Below are 17816 nucleotides of genomic sequence, written 5' to 3' on the forward strand. Positions count from 1 at the left end.
TGCTCGCCGACGCCCCGCACGCACAGCACATCCACATCGGCGCACAGGGGCGTTGCCCGTCCCAACGCGCCGACACCAGCGGTGACGGCATCGTCAACACCACCGAAGGCCATCCCTTCTACGGCCACATCGGCACCTCGCTGACGACGAGCGGCGACACCAGCCCCGCCAGCGGCCTGGCCGTCGACCGCTTCCCGGCGCCCGGCGGCACCTCCTACGACTACCGGCGCAGCATCACCGTGACCGCCGACGTCGCGAGCAACATCCGCAACGGCAAGGCGGTTCTGGTCGTGCACGGCATCGACCCGAACCGCAGCGGCGCCTACGACGGCAGCGCACCCAGCGACCTGGACCCGTCCCTGCCCCTGGAGGCCACCTCGCCGGCCGCCTGCGGCTCGTTCCGGACCTGGCAGGGCGGCCTGCTCGGCCTGGACCTGGACCTCGGCATCGACGTGGGTCTGGGCCTCGGTCGCCGATGAGGTCCAAGCCACCCACCCGCGGGAGCGCGGCTTCGTGCGGGGAACGGCGCGGCCGGACGGGCTGAACCACCCACCACGGTGACCCCCGACGATCGGTGGGGGTCACCGTGGTCGATCGGCAGATCCGTCGCTGACCTGCCGATCCCTAGCGTTCCGGGCCATGAGGACACTCGTGACCGGACTGGTGCTGGGCCTCCTGCCCGCCCCCACGCCGGTATCGATCGACACCTACCTGGACCGGGTGCTCGACTCGACCGGGCTGCCCGGCGTCTCGGTCGTCGTCACCCACGGCCACAAGGTCGTGCACGCCACTGGCGCCGGGCACGACGCGCACGGCGGTGCCGTCACCGAGAACACGCCGATGCGGGTGGCGTCGGTCAGCAAGTCGTTCACCGCCGCCGCGGTGATGACGCTCGTCGAGGACGGCCGCGTCGGGCTGGACGACGAGGTGCACGACCACCTCCCGCAGCTCCCGCCGCGCATCACGGTGCGCCGCCTGCTGAACCAGACCTCCGGCATCTCCGACGACTCCGTCGACATCGGACGGCTGACCGAGGCGCGGACCCTCGCCGAGTACGTCGACCTCCTGCCACCCGTCGACGCCGCCGGGCCGGGCACGCGGTTCGCCTACAGCAACGTCAACCACAACGTCGCCGCCCGGCTGGTCGAGGTGGTCTCCGGTCAGTCCTACGAGGACTACCTGCGCCGGCACGTGTTCGAGCCGCTCGGCATGCACGACAGCCGGGCGGGCGGCGACGCGCCGAACGGCTTCAACTCGCTGTACGGCGTCTGGCTGAACAGGCCCGAGCTGGATGACGGTCCGGCGGTCGGCGGGTCGGGCACGATGATCACGACCGCGCACGACATGGGCCGCTGGCTCATCGCGCAGAACGGCCACGGCCCGTTCGCCACCGAGTCGCTCGACACCATGCACGGGCCGTCCGACGTGCACGACTACGGCATGGGCTGGCATCCCGACGGCAACGGCCTGCTCGTGCACAGCGGCAACCTGTGGACCTACAACGCAATTCAGGCCATCGACCCCAAGAGCGGCTACGGCTACGCCGTGATGACCAACGGCGCCGCGCTCGTCGACGACACCGGCACGATCCTCGACGGGCTGATCGCGCTGAGCCGCGGTGGGGCACCGGCGGAGCCCGGCAGCCCACGGCAGCTCGTCGACCTGGTGCTCGCCGCCACCGGGCTCCTGGCCGTCGCGCTCGGTGTGCTCGGGGTGGTGCGGGCGCGGCGCTGGGCGGAACGCAGGCGCGGGCGGCGCTCGTGGCTGACGGCCGTGCGGCTGGTGGTCGTGGGGCTGCCCGTGGTGCTGTTCGCGTTCTACCCGCAGGTCGTGTCGTTCGTCAGCTCGGGCCGGACGGTGCTGTGGGCGCAGCTCGGGTACTTCGCGCTGTCGCTCACGGTCACGCTCGCCGCCGCCGCGCTGGCCGGGCTCGCCGTGCTCACGGCACGGGTCGTCCGGCTAGTGTCGGTCCGGTGAGCCTCGGGATCCTCGCCGTGCTCGGCTTGGCCGGCGGACTGGGCACGGAGGACGGCGGCCTGCCGGTGTGGCAGGTGTGCGCCTGGGTGGTGCTGGCGGTGCTCGCGTACCTGCACGGCAGGCACGTCGACGCCCGCTTCGGCTGGCAGGTCCTCACCGGGGTCGCGCTCGCGGGCACGGCGGCCGTGGCTCTCCTGGACCTCACCGAGGTGCCGACGGTGCTGGTCGTCATGGTGATCACGGTCGTGCTGCCGTGGCTCGCCGGGCGGTACCGGCGGCAGCAGGCGCTGCTGATCGCGGCCGAGCAGGAGCGGGTGCGCCAGCTCGAGCGCGAGCAGGAGCACGTCGCCGAGCGGGCGCGGCTGCAGGAGCGGGGCAGGCTCGCGGCGGAGCTGCACGACTCGCTCGGCCACGACCTCGCGCTGATCGCGTTGCGCGCGGGTGCGCTCGAACTGTCACCGAAGCTGTCCGATGAGGACACCCGCACGGCGGGTGCGGTGCGGGCGTCGGCGGTGGCGGCGACGGACCGGTTGCGGCAGTCGATCGCGATGCTGCGGGAACGGGACGACGTGCCGCCGGTCGCGGTCCTGGTGGCGAACGCGCGGGACGCGGGCATGTCCGTGACCGTCGACGGGCTCGCCGACCTGCCGGACGTGGTGGACCAGGCCGTGCGCCGGGTCGCGCGGGAGGCGCTGACGAACGCGGCCCGCCACGCGCCCGGCCAGCCGGTGACGATGACGCTGACGGTCGCGGAGCGGCTGGTGACGCTGGAGGTCGGGAACCCGTTGACGGGCCGGGTCGGCAGGGGCAGCGGCCTCGCGGCGTTGGCGGAGCGGCTTCGGCTGCTGGGTGGCGAGCTGGCGGTGACAGCGGAGCACGGGCTGTTCACGCTGGTCGCACGGGTGCCGCTGACGTGATCAGGGTGCTGCTGGCCGACGACGAGGCCATGATCAGGGCGGGCCTGGCGGCGGTGCTGGCGACGGATCCGGAGGTCGCCGTGGTGGCGGAGGCGGCCGACGGGCGCGCGGCGGTGGAGCTGACGCACGCGCACCAGCCGGACGTCGTGCTGATGGACATCCGCATGCCGCACCTCGACGGCCTCGCCGCGGCCCGCGAGCTGCGCGACGTCGCCCCGGTGGTGATGCTGACGACGTTCGACGAGGACGAGTACGTGGCACAGGCCCTGGAGGACGGCGCGAGCGGCTTCCTGCTCAAGGCAGCGGACCCGCGGGAGCTGCTGATCGCGGTACGGGCGGTCGCCGACGGTGCCGCGTACCTGTCACCGCGGGTCGCCCGCCGCGTCCTCGCCGGCCTGCGGCCGGGACTGACGCGCCCGGCGGCGGCGAAGCGCAAGGTGGAGGCGCTGACCCCGCGCGAGCGGGACGTGCTGGCCCTCGTCGGGCACGGCCTGTCGAACCAGGAGATCGCGGCGCGCCTGCACCTGGCGGAGGGCACGGTGAAGGCGCACCTGTCGGCGATCCTGCGCAGGCTGGACGTGCAGAACCGCGTGCAGGCAGCCATCACCGCGTACGAGGCGGGGATGACGGAATGACCGTAGTCACCGCTTCGGCCGGTCGGGCTGTGCCGGCACGTTCCACCAGGGCCCACGCCGCCTCGTAGGAGCGTTGCACGAACCGGCTGCCCACCGTCGGACCGGCGTTGACCAGTGCCAGTAACGCGGTTGCGGTGCTCGGGCTGAACGCGGCGAACGCCGTGCAGCCACGGGTACCGCCGGAGTGGAACAGCAGCTCACGGCCGGACCGGCACCGCAGGTTCCACACCAGGCCCACCTCGTGGTCACCGGCCTGCGCTCGCGGCCGGGCGACCTCGCGGCAGGCTCTTCCCAGTGGGGAGGTGGACGGCGGGGACAGGTGGGCGGTCAGGTAGCGCAGCAGGTCGGACGCCGACGAGCGCAGCCCTCCGGCGGCGGGCAGGCCCGGTACCTCCCACGGCGGCAGGGGACGTCCGCGCAGGTGCCCGGTGACCTGCCCGGACGCGGAGAAGCCGGTGTCGGGCAGGCCGATCGGGCGCAGCACGCGGTCGGCCAGCAGCCGTTCGTAGGGCAGATCGGCGGCATTGGCCAGGGCCTGCCCCAGCAGTGCCACGCCGAAGTTCGAGTAGCGGTACCGGCCGGGTGGTTCCGGCCGGGTCCGGCGCAGCGCCGCGGCGAAGTCGCCGGCGCCGAAGTCCCGGTAGGGGTTGGTGCGCCAGTGGGGCAGCGCTGCCCGCCACAGGCCGGGTGGCAGGCGTGGCAGGCCGGAGGTGTGGGTGGCCAGGCTCGCCAGGGTGACCCCACGGCCCAGCCGGGGTGCCGCTCCCGGCGGCAGGTGGTGCCGGACGGGATCGTGCAGGTCCACCTCCGCCCGGTCGGCCATCTCGGCCAGCAGCAGGCCGGTGAACGCCTTGGTCAGCGAACCGAGCTCGAAGCGGGTGCGTCCGGTCACGGGCCGCGGGTCGTGACGGCCGGTCGTGCCGCCGACCAGGACCAGCTCCCGGCCGCCCTGCCGGACGGCGACCGCGGCTCCCGTGGCTCCGGGCGCGGCGGCCGGAAGGTGCTCCACGAGGTCCCTCACGTGCTGCCGCCGAGCAGGCGGGACGTGGTCAGCGTGCCGGCGATGGCGGCCACCACGGCGGTGTGCTGGTGGTCGTGGAAGCGCCGCAGCGGCTCGTCGTCGACCGGTTCGGTGTCCCGCGGCACGAGCCCGTCGGCGTGCTGGAGGCCGGCGAACAGCTCCCACCGCGCCGGCTCGCACCACGGCTCGGGCAGGCACGCGCCCACGATCAGCAGTTCACCGATCAGGTCCCACTGCCCCGCCTCGGCCCACACCTCGAACCAGGCCGGCAGCCAGTTCCGCAGGTACTCGGCCACGTCGGGCGGCAGTTCACCCGGCAGCGCGCCCCAGTCGGTCACGTGGAACACGGCGTGGGTCATGTGGTAGGCGGTGTACCAGTCCAACGCCCAGGGCTGCGGTGTGCGGCCCAGCCACGTCTGCCGGAGCATGTCCTGCGGATCGTCGTCGCGGGGCAGGCCCACCACGCGGTGGGCGTTGGCCACGGCCAGCCGGCGGTTGGGCACCACTTCCGTCATGGAGTCCGTGGCCGAGTCCTGTGCGAGCAGTTGCTCCAGCGCCTCGTGGCGCAGGCCGCCGCGGGCGTGGTGGGCGTAGGTCTCCAGCGGGTCGGTGAGCAGGACGTGCCGCAGCTGGCGCTCGTAGAGCAGGTCTCCCCGGCGCAGCTGCCGCCAGGAGAACTCCAGCAGTTCGCGCGCCGCCCGCAGCTCCGCCGTGCCCGCCACGCCCTCGCGCAGCACCAGCGACGACGCCAGCGCGAGCTCGCACAGCGGCTTGTAGACGCCGTCGGGGTCGTTGAGGTCGGCGGTGGCGTCGTCGTCGAACGCGCCCAGGTCGCGGTTGGCGTGCAACCAGCCGAGCGCGCGTGCCGTGACGTTGTGGGCGGTGTGGACGACGGTGTTCACGTCGACCGCACCAGATGACGGGCGGCGGCCAGGTCCAGCAGCCGGCGGGGCTCCGCGCCGGCTCGCGACTCGACGTGCGCGAGCAGCAGCACCGGGTCCAGCGGAAGTCCCACGCCTGTGGCGTGCAGCAGGCAGATCCAGCGGGTCAGGCGGCTCGCGGTGGCGAAGTCGCGGCGCAGCACGCTCCGCACGACCCCTCGGCACAGCGCCAGCGGCTGCGCCGCGACGGCGTCCACGACGGGGCCGGTCGCGCCGGGGTGTGCCGACGACGACAACTGGGCCACCGCGACCGACCAGCGCGCCCACTGCTCGACCGGGCCGAGCACGGCGGCCGGGTCCTCCGGTGTCGCGACGGGCACGGCACCGGTGAGGCCCGCCAGCAGCCGGGCGGTCGACCAGTCGTGCCAGGCCATCACCCGCTGCTCCGCCGTGGCCGGCGCGGTGACCGATGGCAAGATCTCGAACGACGCGACGACCACGTCGGCATCGCGGGTACCCAGTGGACGGTCCAGCACCAGGTGCGGCAGGAAGACGTCCGCGCCCACCAGCCGCACCGCCGCGAGACCGGCGGTCGCGTCGACGCACGAGTCGAGGAAGTCGGCCAGGTCCGCGGCGCTGCCATCGCGCAGCGCGCCGAGCACCCGACCGGCCAGATCCGCAGCGCCGCGCGCGCAAGTCGACGCGTCCACAGACCCTCCCGTCACCGATCACCTCCGCATGGTCCTGGACGGCGGCTGCCTACTTCCGCGGCTCCTTCGGTGTCGAGGGGGAGAGCAGCAGCCCCAGCAGGAGCACGCCCGCGGCGTTCGGTTCGGGCAGCGGCGGATCGGCGACAGCGGATTCCGGCTCCGCCACCAGCGTGCTGAGCGCCGCGAGGTCCGCCGGTGCGAGGACCGGACGGGCCGAGGTGTGGACAGTCATTGAAGCCTCCTTCATGTACGCCACGGCGTTGCCGTCATGGCGGCCTGTGGTTGCTTGCCAACCGAGTGCAGCACAATCGGCCGTCCTTGACCGCTCGCAAGTGCCGAATCGGGCCTGTACCACCTCTGTGGGTGACAAGGCCGCGATGGGAAGGGCTTCGTGGCGCCAAATGAGTGCCCGTGCGGTTGTAGATCCATTGCGAGAACGAACATCGGCGAGATGGCGAGGCTGCGACCCCGGCCGGGCGCGGTGGTCGTTTGGGCCGGATGGGTGACGTCCCGGCGGACGGTCCGGTTCACGGGCTCGCCGCTGAGGCGCGACCACATCGGATACCCGGTGCAGGCCCTCGCTCTGATCGGGGACGCGACGGTCGAGGAGAACCTGCGGCTGGCTCGCACCACCCGGCGTGGCCACTCGACCCGCCGGAGGGAGGCCCTCGAGCGAGTCGGCCTGGCAGGCCGGAGAAGGAAAAGATCTACGAACGACCGGATCCAACCCCCGTTCCGACGTCGAACACGAACTCCGCCCGCGGGTGTGACCGGCTGGTTCGTGCGTGAACGGCGGGGTTGGTCGGGAACTGAAACGTCCTCCGTGGATATTCGTCCGGGAAGTTCTCCGCGCCGGAACGCATCGCCGATGTGATCCGACTGTCTGATCATCCATAAGGGACCGTCAGGGCTGGCATCAGCTCTGACGGTCCGCCGTGCGATGGAGGGTGCGGCACACCCTCCCTGTGTCCGTGCGCTGCTTTTACGGTTTTCAGAGAACGGACACGAGCACGAAGCCGGCGATCGTGGCAGCTCGCCGGAGCTGAACCCGACATCCCGTAGAGGCAACCGCGCGGTCATCGCGCCCTGCCCCGCGGAAGAAATGCGCGCTCAAGCGAAGAAATGAGGAACGACACCATGAAGTACAAAACGCTGGGCGACACCGGGCTGATCGTCTCCCAGCTCTGCCTGGGCACGATGACCTTCAGCGGCGGCAGCGGCGTGTACGAGCACATCGGTGAGGTCGACCAGAGCGGCGCGAACGAACTGGTCAGGACGGCGCTGGACGGTGGCGTCAACTTCTTGGACACCGCTGACGTGTACTCAGGGGGACAGAGCGAGGCGACTCTCGGCCAAGCGTTCCGGGACCTCGGGATCCGGCGGCACGACTACGTCATCGCGACCAAGGTCTACAGCCGGACGGGGCCGGGGCGGAACGATGTCGGAGCCTCGCGCGGGCACATCATGGACGCCGTCGAGGCGAGTCTGCGTCGTTTGCGGACCGACCACATCGACCTGTACCAGATTCACGCGACCGACCGCTTGACTCCGCTCGAGGAGACGCTGCGCGCCCTGGACGACCTCGTCCGGCAGGGCAAGGTCCGCTACGTCGGCGTGTCGAACTGGAACGCTTGGCGGATCGCGAAGGCCCTGGGGATCTCCGACCGCCTCGGCCTGGCGCCCGTCGACACCGTGCAGTCCTACTACTCGCCGGCCGGACGGGACGTCGAACGGGAGATCGTCCCGCTGCTCGACGAGGAGCGGCTGGGGCTGCTGGTGTGGAGCCCGCTGGCCGGTGGCCTGCTGCCGGGCAAGTTCAGCCGCGACGAGCAGGACCCGGCCGGGGCGCGGCGGTCGGGGCTGGACTTCCCCGTCGTCGACGAGGAACGGGCCTGGCGGGTGCTGGACGTGCTGGGGCCGATCGCCCGCGACCACGGGTGCACGCCGGCGCGGGTCGCGCTCGCCTGGCTGCTCACCCGCCCCGCGGTGACGTCGGTGCTCATCGGCGCCCGGCGGCTCACCCAGATCGAGGACAACCTGGCCGCGGTCGACGTCGTCCTCGGCGAGGACGAGATCCGCCGCCTGGACGAGGTCAGCGAGCTGCCGCCCGAGTACCCGGGCTGGATGCTCGACACCCAGGGCGCGGACCGCTGGGAGCCGGTGGACCTCTGGGGTGCCCGGACCGCACCCACGTCCTGATCCTGCCCATGCCCGCGAGGATCGGAAAATCGGCACTCGGCTTCTGAACGGTCGTGGTACGGGCTGTCGTGCTCGGTGGAGTCGATGATAAGCAGAAAGGTGCACGGGTACGTGGCTGTTCACGTTTGACGAAGAAGAATCGCTGAAGTCATCGAGGTGAACGGTGTGGAGCAGGGGGCGGCTGACTGGTGTGAGCGGCCGGACGGGTGAAATTCGCTCGATTGTTCTCATGGCATTGCGATCACTGCCCCGGTGTGCGCGTGGAACCGGGGTGGACCGGCCGCGGACGTTGTCGGCTCGTGCTGGTCCCGCCGGATCGGCGCCGGGGAACCGCTCGTGACCGCGGACCTGCGGTCGAGGCGTTCTGCCTCGTCAGGAACACCGGCCGAGGTCCCAGCGGCGGCCGGACCGCTCTTTAGGTGTCCTACCAGGATTCGGGTACCGAGGTGAGGAACTGGTGACATGCCGGTCTCTTCTTGAGGTATTAATTGTGCGGCACCCCGTGCCTGGTGGGGCGTGTGAGGTTTTCGTGAGCGTCTCATTTGGTGTGGCGGCGGCGAGGCTGTTCGCATAGGGCGTCGATCTGTATTGTGTTGTGGTGGTGCCCGAACGACACGGGCCGAGCAACCTCGAATTCGATGTGCTCGAGGTGGGTGAAATAGTTGTTCGCTCACCGTCTCCTGGATCAAAAACGCGCTTTCGGCGCGGGGTTCGACCTGAGTGGGGTGGCGATGTGACCAGCACGTCGAAGGGTCCTTCGTCGGCTGCGCGACCCGCGGGAAGACAAGACCTGCGGATCAACCTCCTCGGTTCGCTGGAGTGCTGGTCGGGTGATCGGCGGATCCACCTCGGCGGTCCTGTGCAGGAACGCGTCATGGTCGCTCTGCTGCTCGACGCGGGGCAGGTCATGTCGGTCTCGCAGCTGATCGACTTCGTGTGGGACGTGGAACCGCCCGCCACCGCCGCCCACCAGGTGAGGAAGGCGGTCGCCCGGCTGCGGCAGCTGATCCCCCGCGGCGGGGAGGTGATCCTGACCGAGGGACCGGGTTACCGGGTCGAGCTGTCGGTCGAGCAGCTCGACCTCAAGGTGTTCCTGGACCTGCTGGAAAAGGCGGGGAAGGCGACCTCCCGGCAGAGCTGGGAGGAAGCGGCGGCGCACCTGCAGGAAGCCGTCGCCCTGAGACGGGGAGCGGTGCTCGCGGGCAGCGGCGGGCAGGCCATCCAGGCGGCGGACGTGGCGCTGTGGGAGCGCTACCTCGACGCGGTCGAACAGCTCACCGACCTGCGCCTGCGGCGGGGTGAGTCCCGGGAGCTCGTGGGTGAGCTGCGGGAGCACGTCGCGGCCAGCCCGCTGCGGGAGAAGCTGCGCTCCCAGCTCATGCTGGCCCTGTACCGCTGCGGACGGCAGGCGCACGCGCTCAACGAGTACCAGCAGGTCAGCCGGTTGCTGGCGGAGGAGCTCGGGATCGACCCCGGCCGTGAGCTCTCGACTTTGTACGAGCGCATCCTCTGCAACGACCCGACGTTGGGCGTGCCGGGGCCGGAGGAGACACCGGCGCTCGAGGGCCCGGCTCGCGCCGCCGCCAAGCCGGCCCAGGCGACGGCCCTGCGCACGTTGCCCTACGACCTCGCGGACTTCATCGGCAGGGAGACCGAGCTCGCCACGTTGCAGGGCATCCTCGGCCGGCCGGTGGGCCAGGGACCGCGGGTCGTCGCGATCGACGGCATGGGCGGCGTGGGCAAGACGTCGCTGGCCGTGCGCTTCGCCTACCTGGTGGCCGACCACTACCCGGACGGGCAGCTCGCCCTCGACCTCCACGGTTACACGGCCGGTGGCACCGCGGTGTCGCCGCAAGCCGCCGCCGAGAAGCTGCTGGGCATGCTCGGCGTGGAGGCCGACGCCCTGCCGTCGGAGGCCGACGCGCGGATCGCCCTCTGGCGGACGATGACGACGGAACGCCGGCTGCTCGTCCTGCTGGACAACGTCTGCGACGTCGCCCAGGTGCTGCCGCTGCTACCGCGGAGCGCGCACGCGCTGGTCCTGATCACCAGCCGGACGCGGCTCATCGACCTCGACGGCGCGCACTGGCTGACCCTGGGCACGATGACGAACGAGGACGGCGCCGCGATGGCGGCCCAGGTGCTGGGCAGCCGCCGCGCCGCCGCCGAGCCCGAGGCGGTGGCCGAGCTCGTCGAGCTGTGCGGTCACCTGCCCCTCGCGCTGCGGATCGCGCTCAGCCGGCTCGGCAACCGGCCGAGATGGCCGATCAGCTACCTCGTCGACCGGATGAGCGACGAGTCCCGGCTCCTGGACGAGCTCAAGTCGGGCGAGCGCGGCGTGGACCTGTCGCTGCGGATGTCCTACGAAGGCCTCGCGTCGCGGCACCGCACCGCTTTCCGCATGCTCGGCGTCAGCCCCGGCCGCGACGTCGACGTGTACTCGTCGGCGGCGCTGCTGGGCATGTCGGCGGTCAACGCCGAAGCCGTCCTCGAGGTGCTGCTCGACGCGCACATGCTCCAGCAGCACGAGATCGGCTGCTACACCTTCCACGACCTGGTCCGCAGTTTCGTGCGCCAGCTCACCCACGCCGAGAGCCGGGAAGAGGTGCTGGCGGAGGCGCGGGCCGCGTTCGTCCGCCTGCTCGAGTACTACGTGCGTGCCACCGACCACGCGTGCGACGTGCTCTTCCCCGGCAGGGCGGAGCTGCGCGGCGCACCGGCCACCGAGGAGTTCGAGCTCCCGCGGATGGCGACCGCCGAGGCCGCTCGCAAGTGGACCTACCGCGAGCAGGCCACGTTGCGGGACGCGCTGGTGCTGGCGCACGAGCGCGGGTTCGACAGCCAGGTCGCCCGGCTGGCCCGCAACGTCGTGTTCCTGCTGGACGCCGACGGGTTGTTCGAGGAGTTCGCCGAGGTGGCGCGGCTCGCGGTGATCTCGTCGCGGAAGATCGGGGACGCCGAGCTGCTCCGCCTCAGCCTGTCGAACCTGGCCGTGGCCGACTGGAAGCTCGGCCGCGTGGCGGCGGGGATCGAGGCCGTGTCGGAGGCACTGGCCGTCGCGACGGCGACGGGTGACCGAAGGGGCGTGGCGAAGGACACCGGGGTGCTCGGCCTGCTCATGCTCACGTCGGGGCAGTACGACGAGGCCCGGCCGCTGCTGGAGGAGTCCATCCGGATCAAGCGGGAGCTCGGTGCCGGGCGCGCGGAGGCGGAGTCGCTGGTCAACCTCGGCACCCTGCACGAGCAGCGGGGTGAGTACGCCGAGGCCATCGCCGCCACCGAGCGCGCCCTGCTGCTCAACCGCGAGCTCGGCGTCCGGGAGAACGAGGTCGTCACGCTCGCCTACCTCGCGATGACCCGCCTCGCCATGGGCGACGTGGCCGAGGCGGACGAGCTGCTGGTCACCGCGCGCGAACTCACCGAGACCGCCGGCGTACCCGGTGACATCGCGCTCGTGTACGTCCTTTCGGCGCTGGTGGCCCACCGCCAGGGCCGCACGGCCGAGGCCCGCCAGTTCGCCGCGTTCGGGCTGGGGCACCAGGAGGTGCGGTGGACACCGCTGCGGAGCATCGTCATCAGCAACCTGTCCGCCCGCCTGCACCGGGTTCAGTCGGAACTGGCTGAGGCGCGGGCGTTGCACGAGCGTGCGCTCGCGCTGGCCGTGCAGATCGGGTGCCGGGTCGAGGAAGCGCGGGCGCTGGCGGGTCTGGCCGAGATCTGCGAACGGAGGGGAGAGGACGAACAGGCCCGTTCGTTCGCGCAGCGGGCGGACGACCTGTACGAAAGCCTCGGTATCCCCGGATACGCTCGTTTTTGACCGTCGCCGAGTGCTCCACCCCGTCCGGCGCACCGCCTGACGCGGAGTGGTGACCGGCGCGGAGGTCGTTCCCGCCGGAGTTCCGGTGGGAACGAATCGGTATTCACCGCGGGCATCCTGACGCGGAAGCAGAGTCAACAGTTGAGGTGGCCTTGGCGACGCGCTGTGCCGCACCGGTCTGCCGCGGAACGCGACGATGAGACGGCGGTGGGCGAGCACGCGGTCCGACGGGGCCGGAAGTGCGAGGCGGAGATGAGCGCGGACGTACGGCTGCTGCTCTGTTTCCCGACTGTCTCCTTGGCGCGCAAGGCTGTGCGCAGCGGCGTCGACCTGCGGCTGGTGGTGGCGGAGGACGAGCGGCGCTCCTTCGAGTCGCTCGCGGCCGGCCGGACCGACGTGGTCGACGCCGGCGACGGGGACGCCGTGGCGCGGACTGTCGCGAGCGTCGTCCGGAACCACCGCATCACCCACGTCCTCACCGCCGACGGATTCCCCGCCACCCAGGCGGTTCCGGACGCCGCCCGTGCCGCGCACGTCCTGGCCGAGGACCGCAGGCTCGCGGAGGTGCTGGCAACGAGCCGGTACCCGATGATCCGCCGCCGCACCGCCACCGGTGCGGACATCGCCGAGACCGTCGCGAGGATCGGCCTGCCGGTGGTGATCAGGTCGGGGTGGTGCGACGAGGTCGTGCTGCGCCGCGGTGCCGAGCTGGCGGAGTGGCTGGGTGGAGGCGAACCCGGACCGGTCGAGGTCGAGGAGTTCGTCGTCGGCCCGCGGGTCGTGATCACCACGGTGACCCTGGACGGGATGCACCGCGTCGTCGGTGTCACGGCCAAGTGGACGACGGGTGGCGGAGTGCGGTACCTGCACCCGGCGGAACTGGACGAGGCGCTGGCATGCGAGGCCCGCGCGTCCGCCATGGCCGTCCTCGACCTGGTCGGCTACGAGTTCGGTCCCGCGGAGACGACGTTGGTGCTGTCCGACAGAGGTCCTCGCGTCGTCAGCGTCCGGCCAGGGTTCGGGACCAGGACGGTCACCAGGTTGATCGAGACCGTGTCGGGCATCGACGTGCAGACCGAGCTGTTGCGGGCCTTGGCGGGGGCGCGGGCGCGCCCGCGGAGCGCCTCCTGGTACGCGGGTGCGGAGCAGCCCCGTCCGCGGGCGGGTGACGCCGGCGGCGCTTCGTACGTGGTGGCCGAGGGACCGACACCGGGAACCGTCGAAGCGCTGCTGGACCGCGCCCGGCACGCGGGGCACGCCCCCGATCCCCGACCGGCGCCCCGCCGGCCAGGCGGAACCGGGTAGGTACTGGAGCGGTATCCCCGGGAGGAACGGATCGGGAACCGCGGCTGCCACAGTTGTCCTGGTCGAGAAAACGGGAGGGACAAAGTGCTGAAGAACGCAACTGCGAAGCGTGTCGCCGTCATGGTGCGCGACACCGGAATGGGACTGGGCGTCGCAGCCGTCGTCGCTCTCGGCGGTGTCGGCGCCGGCTCCGGGGTCGAAGGGCCCAACTCGGTTCCGTCGTCCACCGCGGCGGCCGCGACCGCCCCGGTCCTGACCGCGTCCTGAACCCTCGTCGCCGGGCCACTCCGGCAGCCGGCTGATCACTGCTGATCGCCGGGCACGTTCTTCCGTTCCCATCGCGGCCGTCCCTCGCGCACCAGGGCGGCCGCGGGTTTCCAGCCGGTACGACGCAAGTCGGGACCGCTGTCGGTGCTGTGCACGATCAACGGATCTCATTCGCCCGGCCGGTGGAGCCGGGCGCCTTTCCCGCGTCCGGGAAAAGGCTTCTTGCGAGAAGGACCGATCCGAGAAGCGGAGCCGCAATGCCTGTCACGCACGGAGGTGGCGTCGCACTCTTCCCCGGCCAGGGGACCCAGGCCAAGGGGATGGGGGCGGGGCTGTTCGACCGGTACCCCGAAGCCGTCGCGCTCGCCGGTGACGTCCTCGGTTACGACGTCGCGCGGCTGTGCCTCGAAGACCCCGACGGCCGCCTCGACGACACCCGCTACACGCAGCCCGCGATCTTCGTGGTCAACGCGCTGTCCTATTGGGACAGCGTCGACCGCGGTGAGCCGCCGGCCGACGTGCTGCTCGGGCACAGTCTCGGCGAGTACAACGCGTTGCTCGCCGCGGGGGCGTTCGACTTCGAGACCGGCGTGAAGCTGGTGGCGCAGCGCTCCGCGCTGATGGGGGCCGAGCGAGGCGGCGCGATGCTCGCCGTGGTGGGCGCTTCGGTGCAACGACTCGAAGAACTGCTCGCCGAGAACGAGCTCACGACCCTGGACGTGGCGAACCGCAACACGCCGTCCCAGAACGTGCTCTCCGGTCCGGTCGCGGACATCGACCGGGCTCGCGAAATCCTGGCGGCACAGGGGTTGCGGGTGGCTCCGGTGCGCGTGTCCGCCGCCTTCCACTCGCGGTACATGAGGTCCGCGCGGGAGGAGTTCGCGGCGTTCCTGCGCGGGTTCCGGTTCGCGCCGCTCGCCAGGACGGTGATCGCCAACGCGACCGCGCGGCCGTACCGCGACGGCGAGGTGGCGAGCACGTTGTCCGCCCAGCTCGACGGTGCGGTGCGCTGGTCGGACAGCGTCCTCGCGGTGCTCCGCCGGCTGCCTGCCGAGCGGTTCCGGGAAGTCGGCGGGAACGGCCTCCTGACCAGGATGGTGCGGCAGATCGAGACGGCGCCGGTGCCACCGGTGCCGAAACCGCGCCGGGTGTTCACCGTCGCGTTCGCGGGCGGTGACGAGAACTCCTACCGGCCGCTGGGCGAGCACCTGCGCGACGTCGAGCTGGTGCCGCTGGAGCGGCCCGGCCGCGGACGCCGCTACTCGGCGCCGCTCGTCTCCGACCCGGAGGCGCTCGTCGCGGACCTGACCGGCCAGGTGCGGGAGCACCTGCGCGAGCACGGCGACGAACCGTTCGCCGTCTACGGCCACAGCCTCGGCGCCCGGCTCGCGTTCCGGGTGTGCCGGCAGCTCCGCGCCGAGGGCCTCCCCGCACCGGTGCGGCTGGTCGTCTCCGGCGAGTGCGGGCCGTCGGTGCCCAGCCGGGAGCGGGACACCTGGCAGCTCACCGGCGACGCCTTCTGGGCCCACCTCGAACAGCTCGGCGGGGTGCCCCGGCAACTGCGCCAGTACGAGGACCTCATGGCGCACTACGAACGCGTGCTGCGCGCGGACTTCACCGTGCTCGGCCGGTACCGCCACCACGAGGAGGCACCGCTGGACGTGCCGATCACGGTCGTCACCGGTGACGGAGAGCCGTTCACGGAGGCCGACCTCGTGGCCTGGCAGCGAGAAACCACCGAACCGCTGGTCCGCTACCGGTTTCCGGGCGACCACTTCTTCATCCGCGCCCACTGGGCCGAACTGGCTCACCTGATCGAAGGAGCGAATCCATGACCGCCGCGCTGACCGCTGAGCTGAAGCGCTACCTGGAGAACGAGGCGCTGTTCACCTTCGGCGACGAGATCACCGAGGACACCGACCTGTTCAAGGCAGGGGTGCTCGACTCGTTCGGCTACGTCTCGCTGATGAACCACGTGCAGCAGCGCTACGGCGTCGAGCTCGGTGAGCAGATGCTCGACTCGGTGCTGGTCTCGCTCAGCGCGATCGTGAAGTTCGTCGAGGCGCAGGTGCTGTCCGGCGTGGACGGTCGGTGACGGCATGTGTGGAATCGCCGGCGCGTACGGAGGCGCCCGACAGCTCTCCGGTCACCACGACCTGATCGCGGGGATGCTGCGCCAGATCGAGCACCGCGGCCCCGACGAGGCCGGGTGCTACCTGGACGACCGCGTGGTGATGGGCACGGTTCGCCTGAGCATCATCGACCTCGCCTCCGGTTCGCAGCCGGTCGGCAGCGAGGACGGCCGGTGGTGGCTCTGCTACAACGGCGAGCTCTACAACTACCGCGAGCTGCGGGCGGAGCTCGGCCGGCTCGGGGTGCGCTTCCGCACCGACTCCGACACCGAGGTCGTGCTGCAGGCGTGGCTCACCTGGGGCCGCGACTGCCTGCGGAGGTTCAACGGCGCGTTCGCCTTCGCCGTCTACGACTCGCTGACCGGGGAGCTCACGCTCGTCCGCGACCGGTTCGGCAAGCGCCCGCTGTTCGTCGCCCGGCACGAGGGGGCGTGGCTGTTCGCCTCCGAGATGAAGGCGTTCCTGGCCGTCCCGGGGTTCCGGTTCTCCTTCGACCCCGGGCAGCTCGCGTCGATCTTCGCGACCTGGACGCCCCTGCCCGCCCAGAGCGGGTACCGCGACATCGAGCAGGTGCCGATGGGGGAGTTCCTGTGCCTGCGCGGCGACGACGTCGAACGGGGCCGCTGGGCCACGCTCGACCTGGAGCCTGGCCTGCCGCCGGAGTCCGAGGAGGACGCGGTCGAGCTGGTGCGGGCCGAGCTGACGGCGGCGGTTGACGTGCGGCTGCGCAGCGACGTCGAGGTCGGTGTCTACGTCTCCGGCGGGCTCGACTCGTCGATCATCGCCCACCTGGCGGCAGAGCGGCAGCAGCACCCGCTGCGGACGTTCTCGATCGAGTTCGACGACGCCCAGTTCGACGAGTCGGCCGAGCAGGCGGCGCTCACCTCGGACCTCGGCACCCGGCACCACTCCGTGCGCGTGCGTGACGGCGACGTCGTGCAGGCGTTCCCGGCGGCGGTCAAGCACGCGGAGGTGCCGGCGTTCCGGACCGCGTTCGTGCCGATGTACCTGCTCGCCGAGCAGGTGCGCGAGGCGGGCATCAAGGTGGTGCTCAGCGGTGAGGGCGCGGACGAGGCGTTCCTGGGCTACGGCATCTTCAAGGACGCCCTGCTGCTCGACGCCTGGCACGACCTCAGCGAGCAGGACCGCCTGGAGCGGATCGCGCGGACCTACCCGTACCTCCCGCACTTCTCCGGGGAGAACGCTCCCCGCCGCATGCTGGGGCTCTACCAGCAGTTCACCGAGGAGCGCCTGCCCGGCCTGTTCTCGCACCAGATGCGGTTCCAGAACGGCAGGTTCGCCGTGCGCCTGCTGCGCGACGCCACCGACCCGTTCGCCGCCGCGCAGCGGATGGTCGCCGGTGAACCGGGCTACGCCGGACTCGACACCGTGCGCAAGGCGCAGTGGCTCGAGTTCCGCACGCTGCTGTCCGGCTACCTGCTCTCCACCCAGGGCGACCGGATGGCGCTGGCGCACGGCGTCGAGAACCGCTGCCCGTTCCTCGATCCGGCGGTCGTGCACCTGGCCGCGTCGCTCAACCACCGCTTCGGCGACCCGTTCGACGAGAAGTACATCCTGAAGCGCGCTTTCGCCGACGTGCTGCCGAGGAAGGTCGTCGAGAAGGGCAAGTTCCCCTACCGCGCGACCGACAGCGCGGCCTTCGTGCGCGCCTGGCCGGAGTTCCGCGACGTCCTGGCCGACCAGGCCACGCTGGACGCGATCGGAGTGCTCGACCCCCGGTTCACGCGCGCTCTCGTCGACCGCGTCTTCACCGGTCCCGCCGAGCGGATCGGCACCAAGGAGAACCAGGCGTTCACCCTGCTGGCCTCCCTCTACTGGCTGCACCACTGGTTCGTACGCGGGCAGGCGTTCGACGCCTCGTCCCTGCGCGCCGGGCTGCACGTGGTCGATCGCCGCACGAGCGCGCTGCCTGCCGGACACGGCCAGGACTAGAC

General features: G+C 71.7%; 15 protein-coding genes. 11 read left to right on the plus strand and 4 right to left on the minus strand.

Translation table 11 applies throughout. The features are described from left to right. The 4 genes from BMW88_RS42560 to BMW88_RS39130 form a co-directional block, all read left to right on the plus strand. Positions 1-479: hypothetical protein (locus BMW88_RS42560; protein ID WP_218148389.1), on the plus strand; the 479-nt coding region annotated here is incomplete at its 5' end. A 160-nt stretch (positions 480-639) separates the two neighbouring features. Next, a complete protein-coding gene (locus BMW88_RS39120; protein WP_089961741.1) occupies positions 640-1977 on the plus strand; it encodes a serine hydrolase domain-containing protein in 1338 nt (445 codons plus the stop codon). Then, positions 1974-2894 (plus strand): sensor histidine kinase, encoded by a 921-nt coding sequence (locus BMW88_RS39125; protein ID WP_089961744.1) that lies wholly within the window; start codon positions 1974-1976, stop codon positions 2892-2894. The genes BMW88_RS39120 and BMW88_RS39125 overlap by 4 nt, the downstream gene beginning before the upstream one ends. Then, positions 2891-3529: a response regulator gene (locus tag BMW88_RS39130; protein WP_089961746.1), complete on the plus strand. Its 639-nt coding sequence runs from the start codon at positions 2891-2893 to the stop codon at positions 3527-3529. Before BMW88_RS39125 ends, BMW88_RS39130 begins: the two co-directional genes overlap by 4 nt. Here BMW88_RS39130 and BMW88_RS39135 read toward each other — a convergent pair. The 4 genes from BMW88_RS39135 to BMW88_RS39150 are packed head-to-tail and all read right to left on the minus strand — an operon-like array spanning position 3498 to position 6373. Then, positions 3498-4538, minus strand: coding sequence for a serine hydrolase domain-containing protein (locus tag BMW88_RS39135; RefSeq protein WP_218148390.1), 1041 nt, complete (start codon positions 4536-4538; stop codon positions 3498-3500). The two genes, BMW88_RS39130 and BMW88_RS39135, sit on opposite strands and share 32 nt — an antisense overlap. Positions 4539-4546: 8 nt before the next feature. Then, complete coding sequence (locus BMW88_RS39140) at positions 4547-5452, minus strand: DUF6895 family protein (protein WP_089961751.1); 906 nt, start codon at positions 5450-5452, stop codon at positions 4547-4549. After that, positions 5449-6141 carry a hypothetical protein gene (locus BMW88_RS39145; protein ID WP_143116482.1) on the minus strand — a complete coding sequence of 231 codons (693 nt, stop codon included), beginning with the start codon at positions 6139-6141 and terminating at the stop codon, positions 5449-5451. Before BMW88_RS39145 ends, BMW88_RS39140 begins: the two co-directional genes overlap by 4 nt. Positions 6142-6190: 49 nt before the next feature. Continuing rightward, a complete protein-coding gene (locus tag BMW88_RS39150; RefSeq protein WP_089961757.1) occupies positions 6191-6373 on the minus strand; it encodes a hypothetical protein in 183 nt (60 codons plus the stop codon). Positions 6374-7278: 905 nt separating this feature from the next. Between BMW88_RS39150 and BMW88_RS39155 the strand changes: the two genes are divergently transcribed. The 7 genes from BMW88_RS39155 (at position 7279) to asnB (ending at position 17814) form a co-directional block, all read left to right on the plus strand. Continuing rightward, on the plus strand, positions 7279-8340 hold the full coding sequence (locus tag BMW88_RS39155) for an aldo/keto reductase (RefSeq protein ID WP_089961790.1): 1062 nt from the start codon (positions 7279-7281) through the stop codon (positions 8338-8340). Positions 8341-9214: 874 nt separating this feature from the next. Next, on the plus strand, positions 9215-12157 hold the full coding sequence (locus BMW88_RS39160; protein WP_089961762.1) for an AfsR/SARP family transcriptional regulator: 2943 nt from the start codon (positions 9215-9217) through the stop codon (positions 12155-12157). Between the two features lie 297 nt (positions 12158-12454). After that, complete coding sequence (locus tag BMW88_RS39165; protein WP_143116483.1) at positions 12455-13462, plus strand: ATP-grasp domain-containing protein; 1008 nt, start codon at positions 12455-12457, stop codon at positions 13460-13462. A gap of 84 nt (positions 13463-13546) precedes the next feature. Further along, positions 13547-13729: a hypothetical protein gene (locus BMW88_RS41500; RefSeq protein ID WP_143116484.1), complete on the plus strand. Its 183-nt coding sequence runs from the start codon at positions 13547-13549 to the stop codon at positions 13727-13729. Positions 13730-13986: 257 nt separating this feature from the next. Beyond that, positions 13987-15564, plus strand: a complete 1578-nt coding sequence (locus tag BMW88_RS42565) for a thioesterase domain-containing protein (RefSeq protein ID WP_177221650.1) — start codon at positions 13987-13989, stop codon at positions 15562-15564. Next, complete coding sequence (locus BMW88_RS39175) at positions 15561-15824, plus strand: acyl carrier protein (protein ID WP_218148391.1); 264 nt, start codon at positions 15561-15563, stop codon at positions 15822-15824. Before BMW88_RS42565 ends, BMW88_RS39175 begins: the two co-directional genes overlap by 4 nt. Positions 15825-15828: 4 nt before the next feature. Next, positions 15829-17814: an asparagine synthase (glutamine-hydrolyzing) gene (gene asnB, locus BMW88_RS39180; RefSeq protein ID WP_089961770.1), complete on the plus strand. Its 1986-nt coding sequence runs from the start codon at positions 15829-15831 to the stop codon at positions 17812-17814. Positions 17815-17816: the final 2 nt, after the last annotated feature.

The sequence above is a fragment of the Lentzea xinjiangensis genome (genome assembly GCF_900110955.1).
GTDB classification, from domain to species: domain Bacteria; phylum Actinomycetota; class Actinomycetes; order Mycobacteriales; family Pseudonocardiaceae; genus Lentzea; species Lentzea xinjiangensis.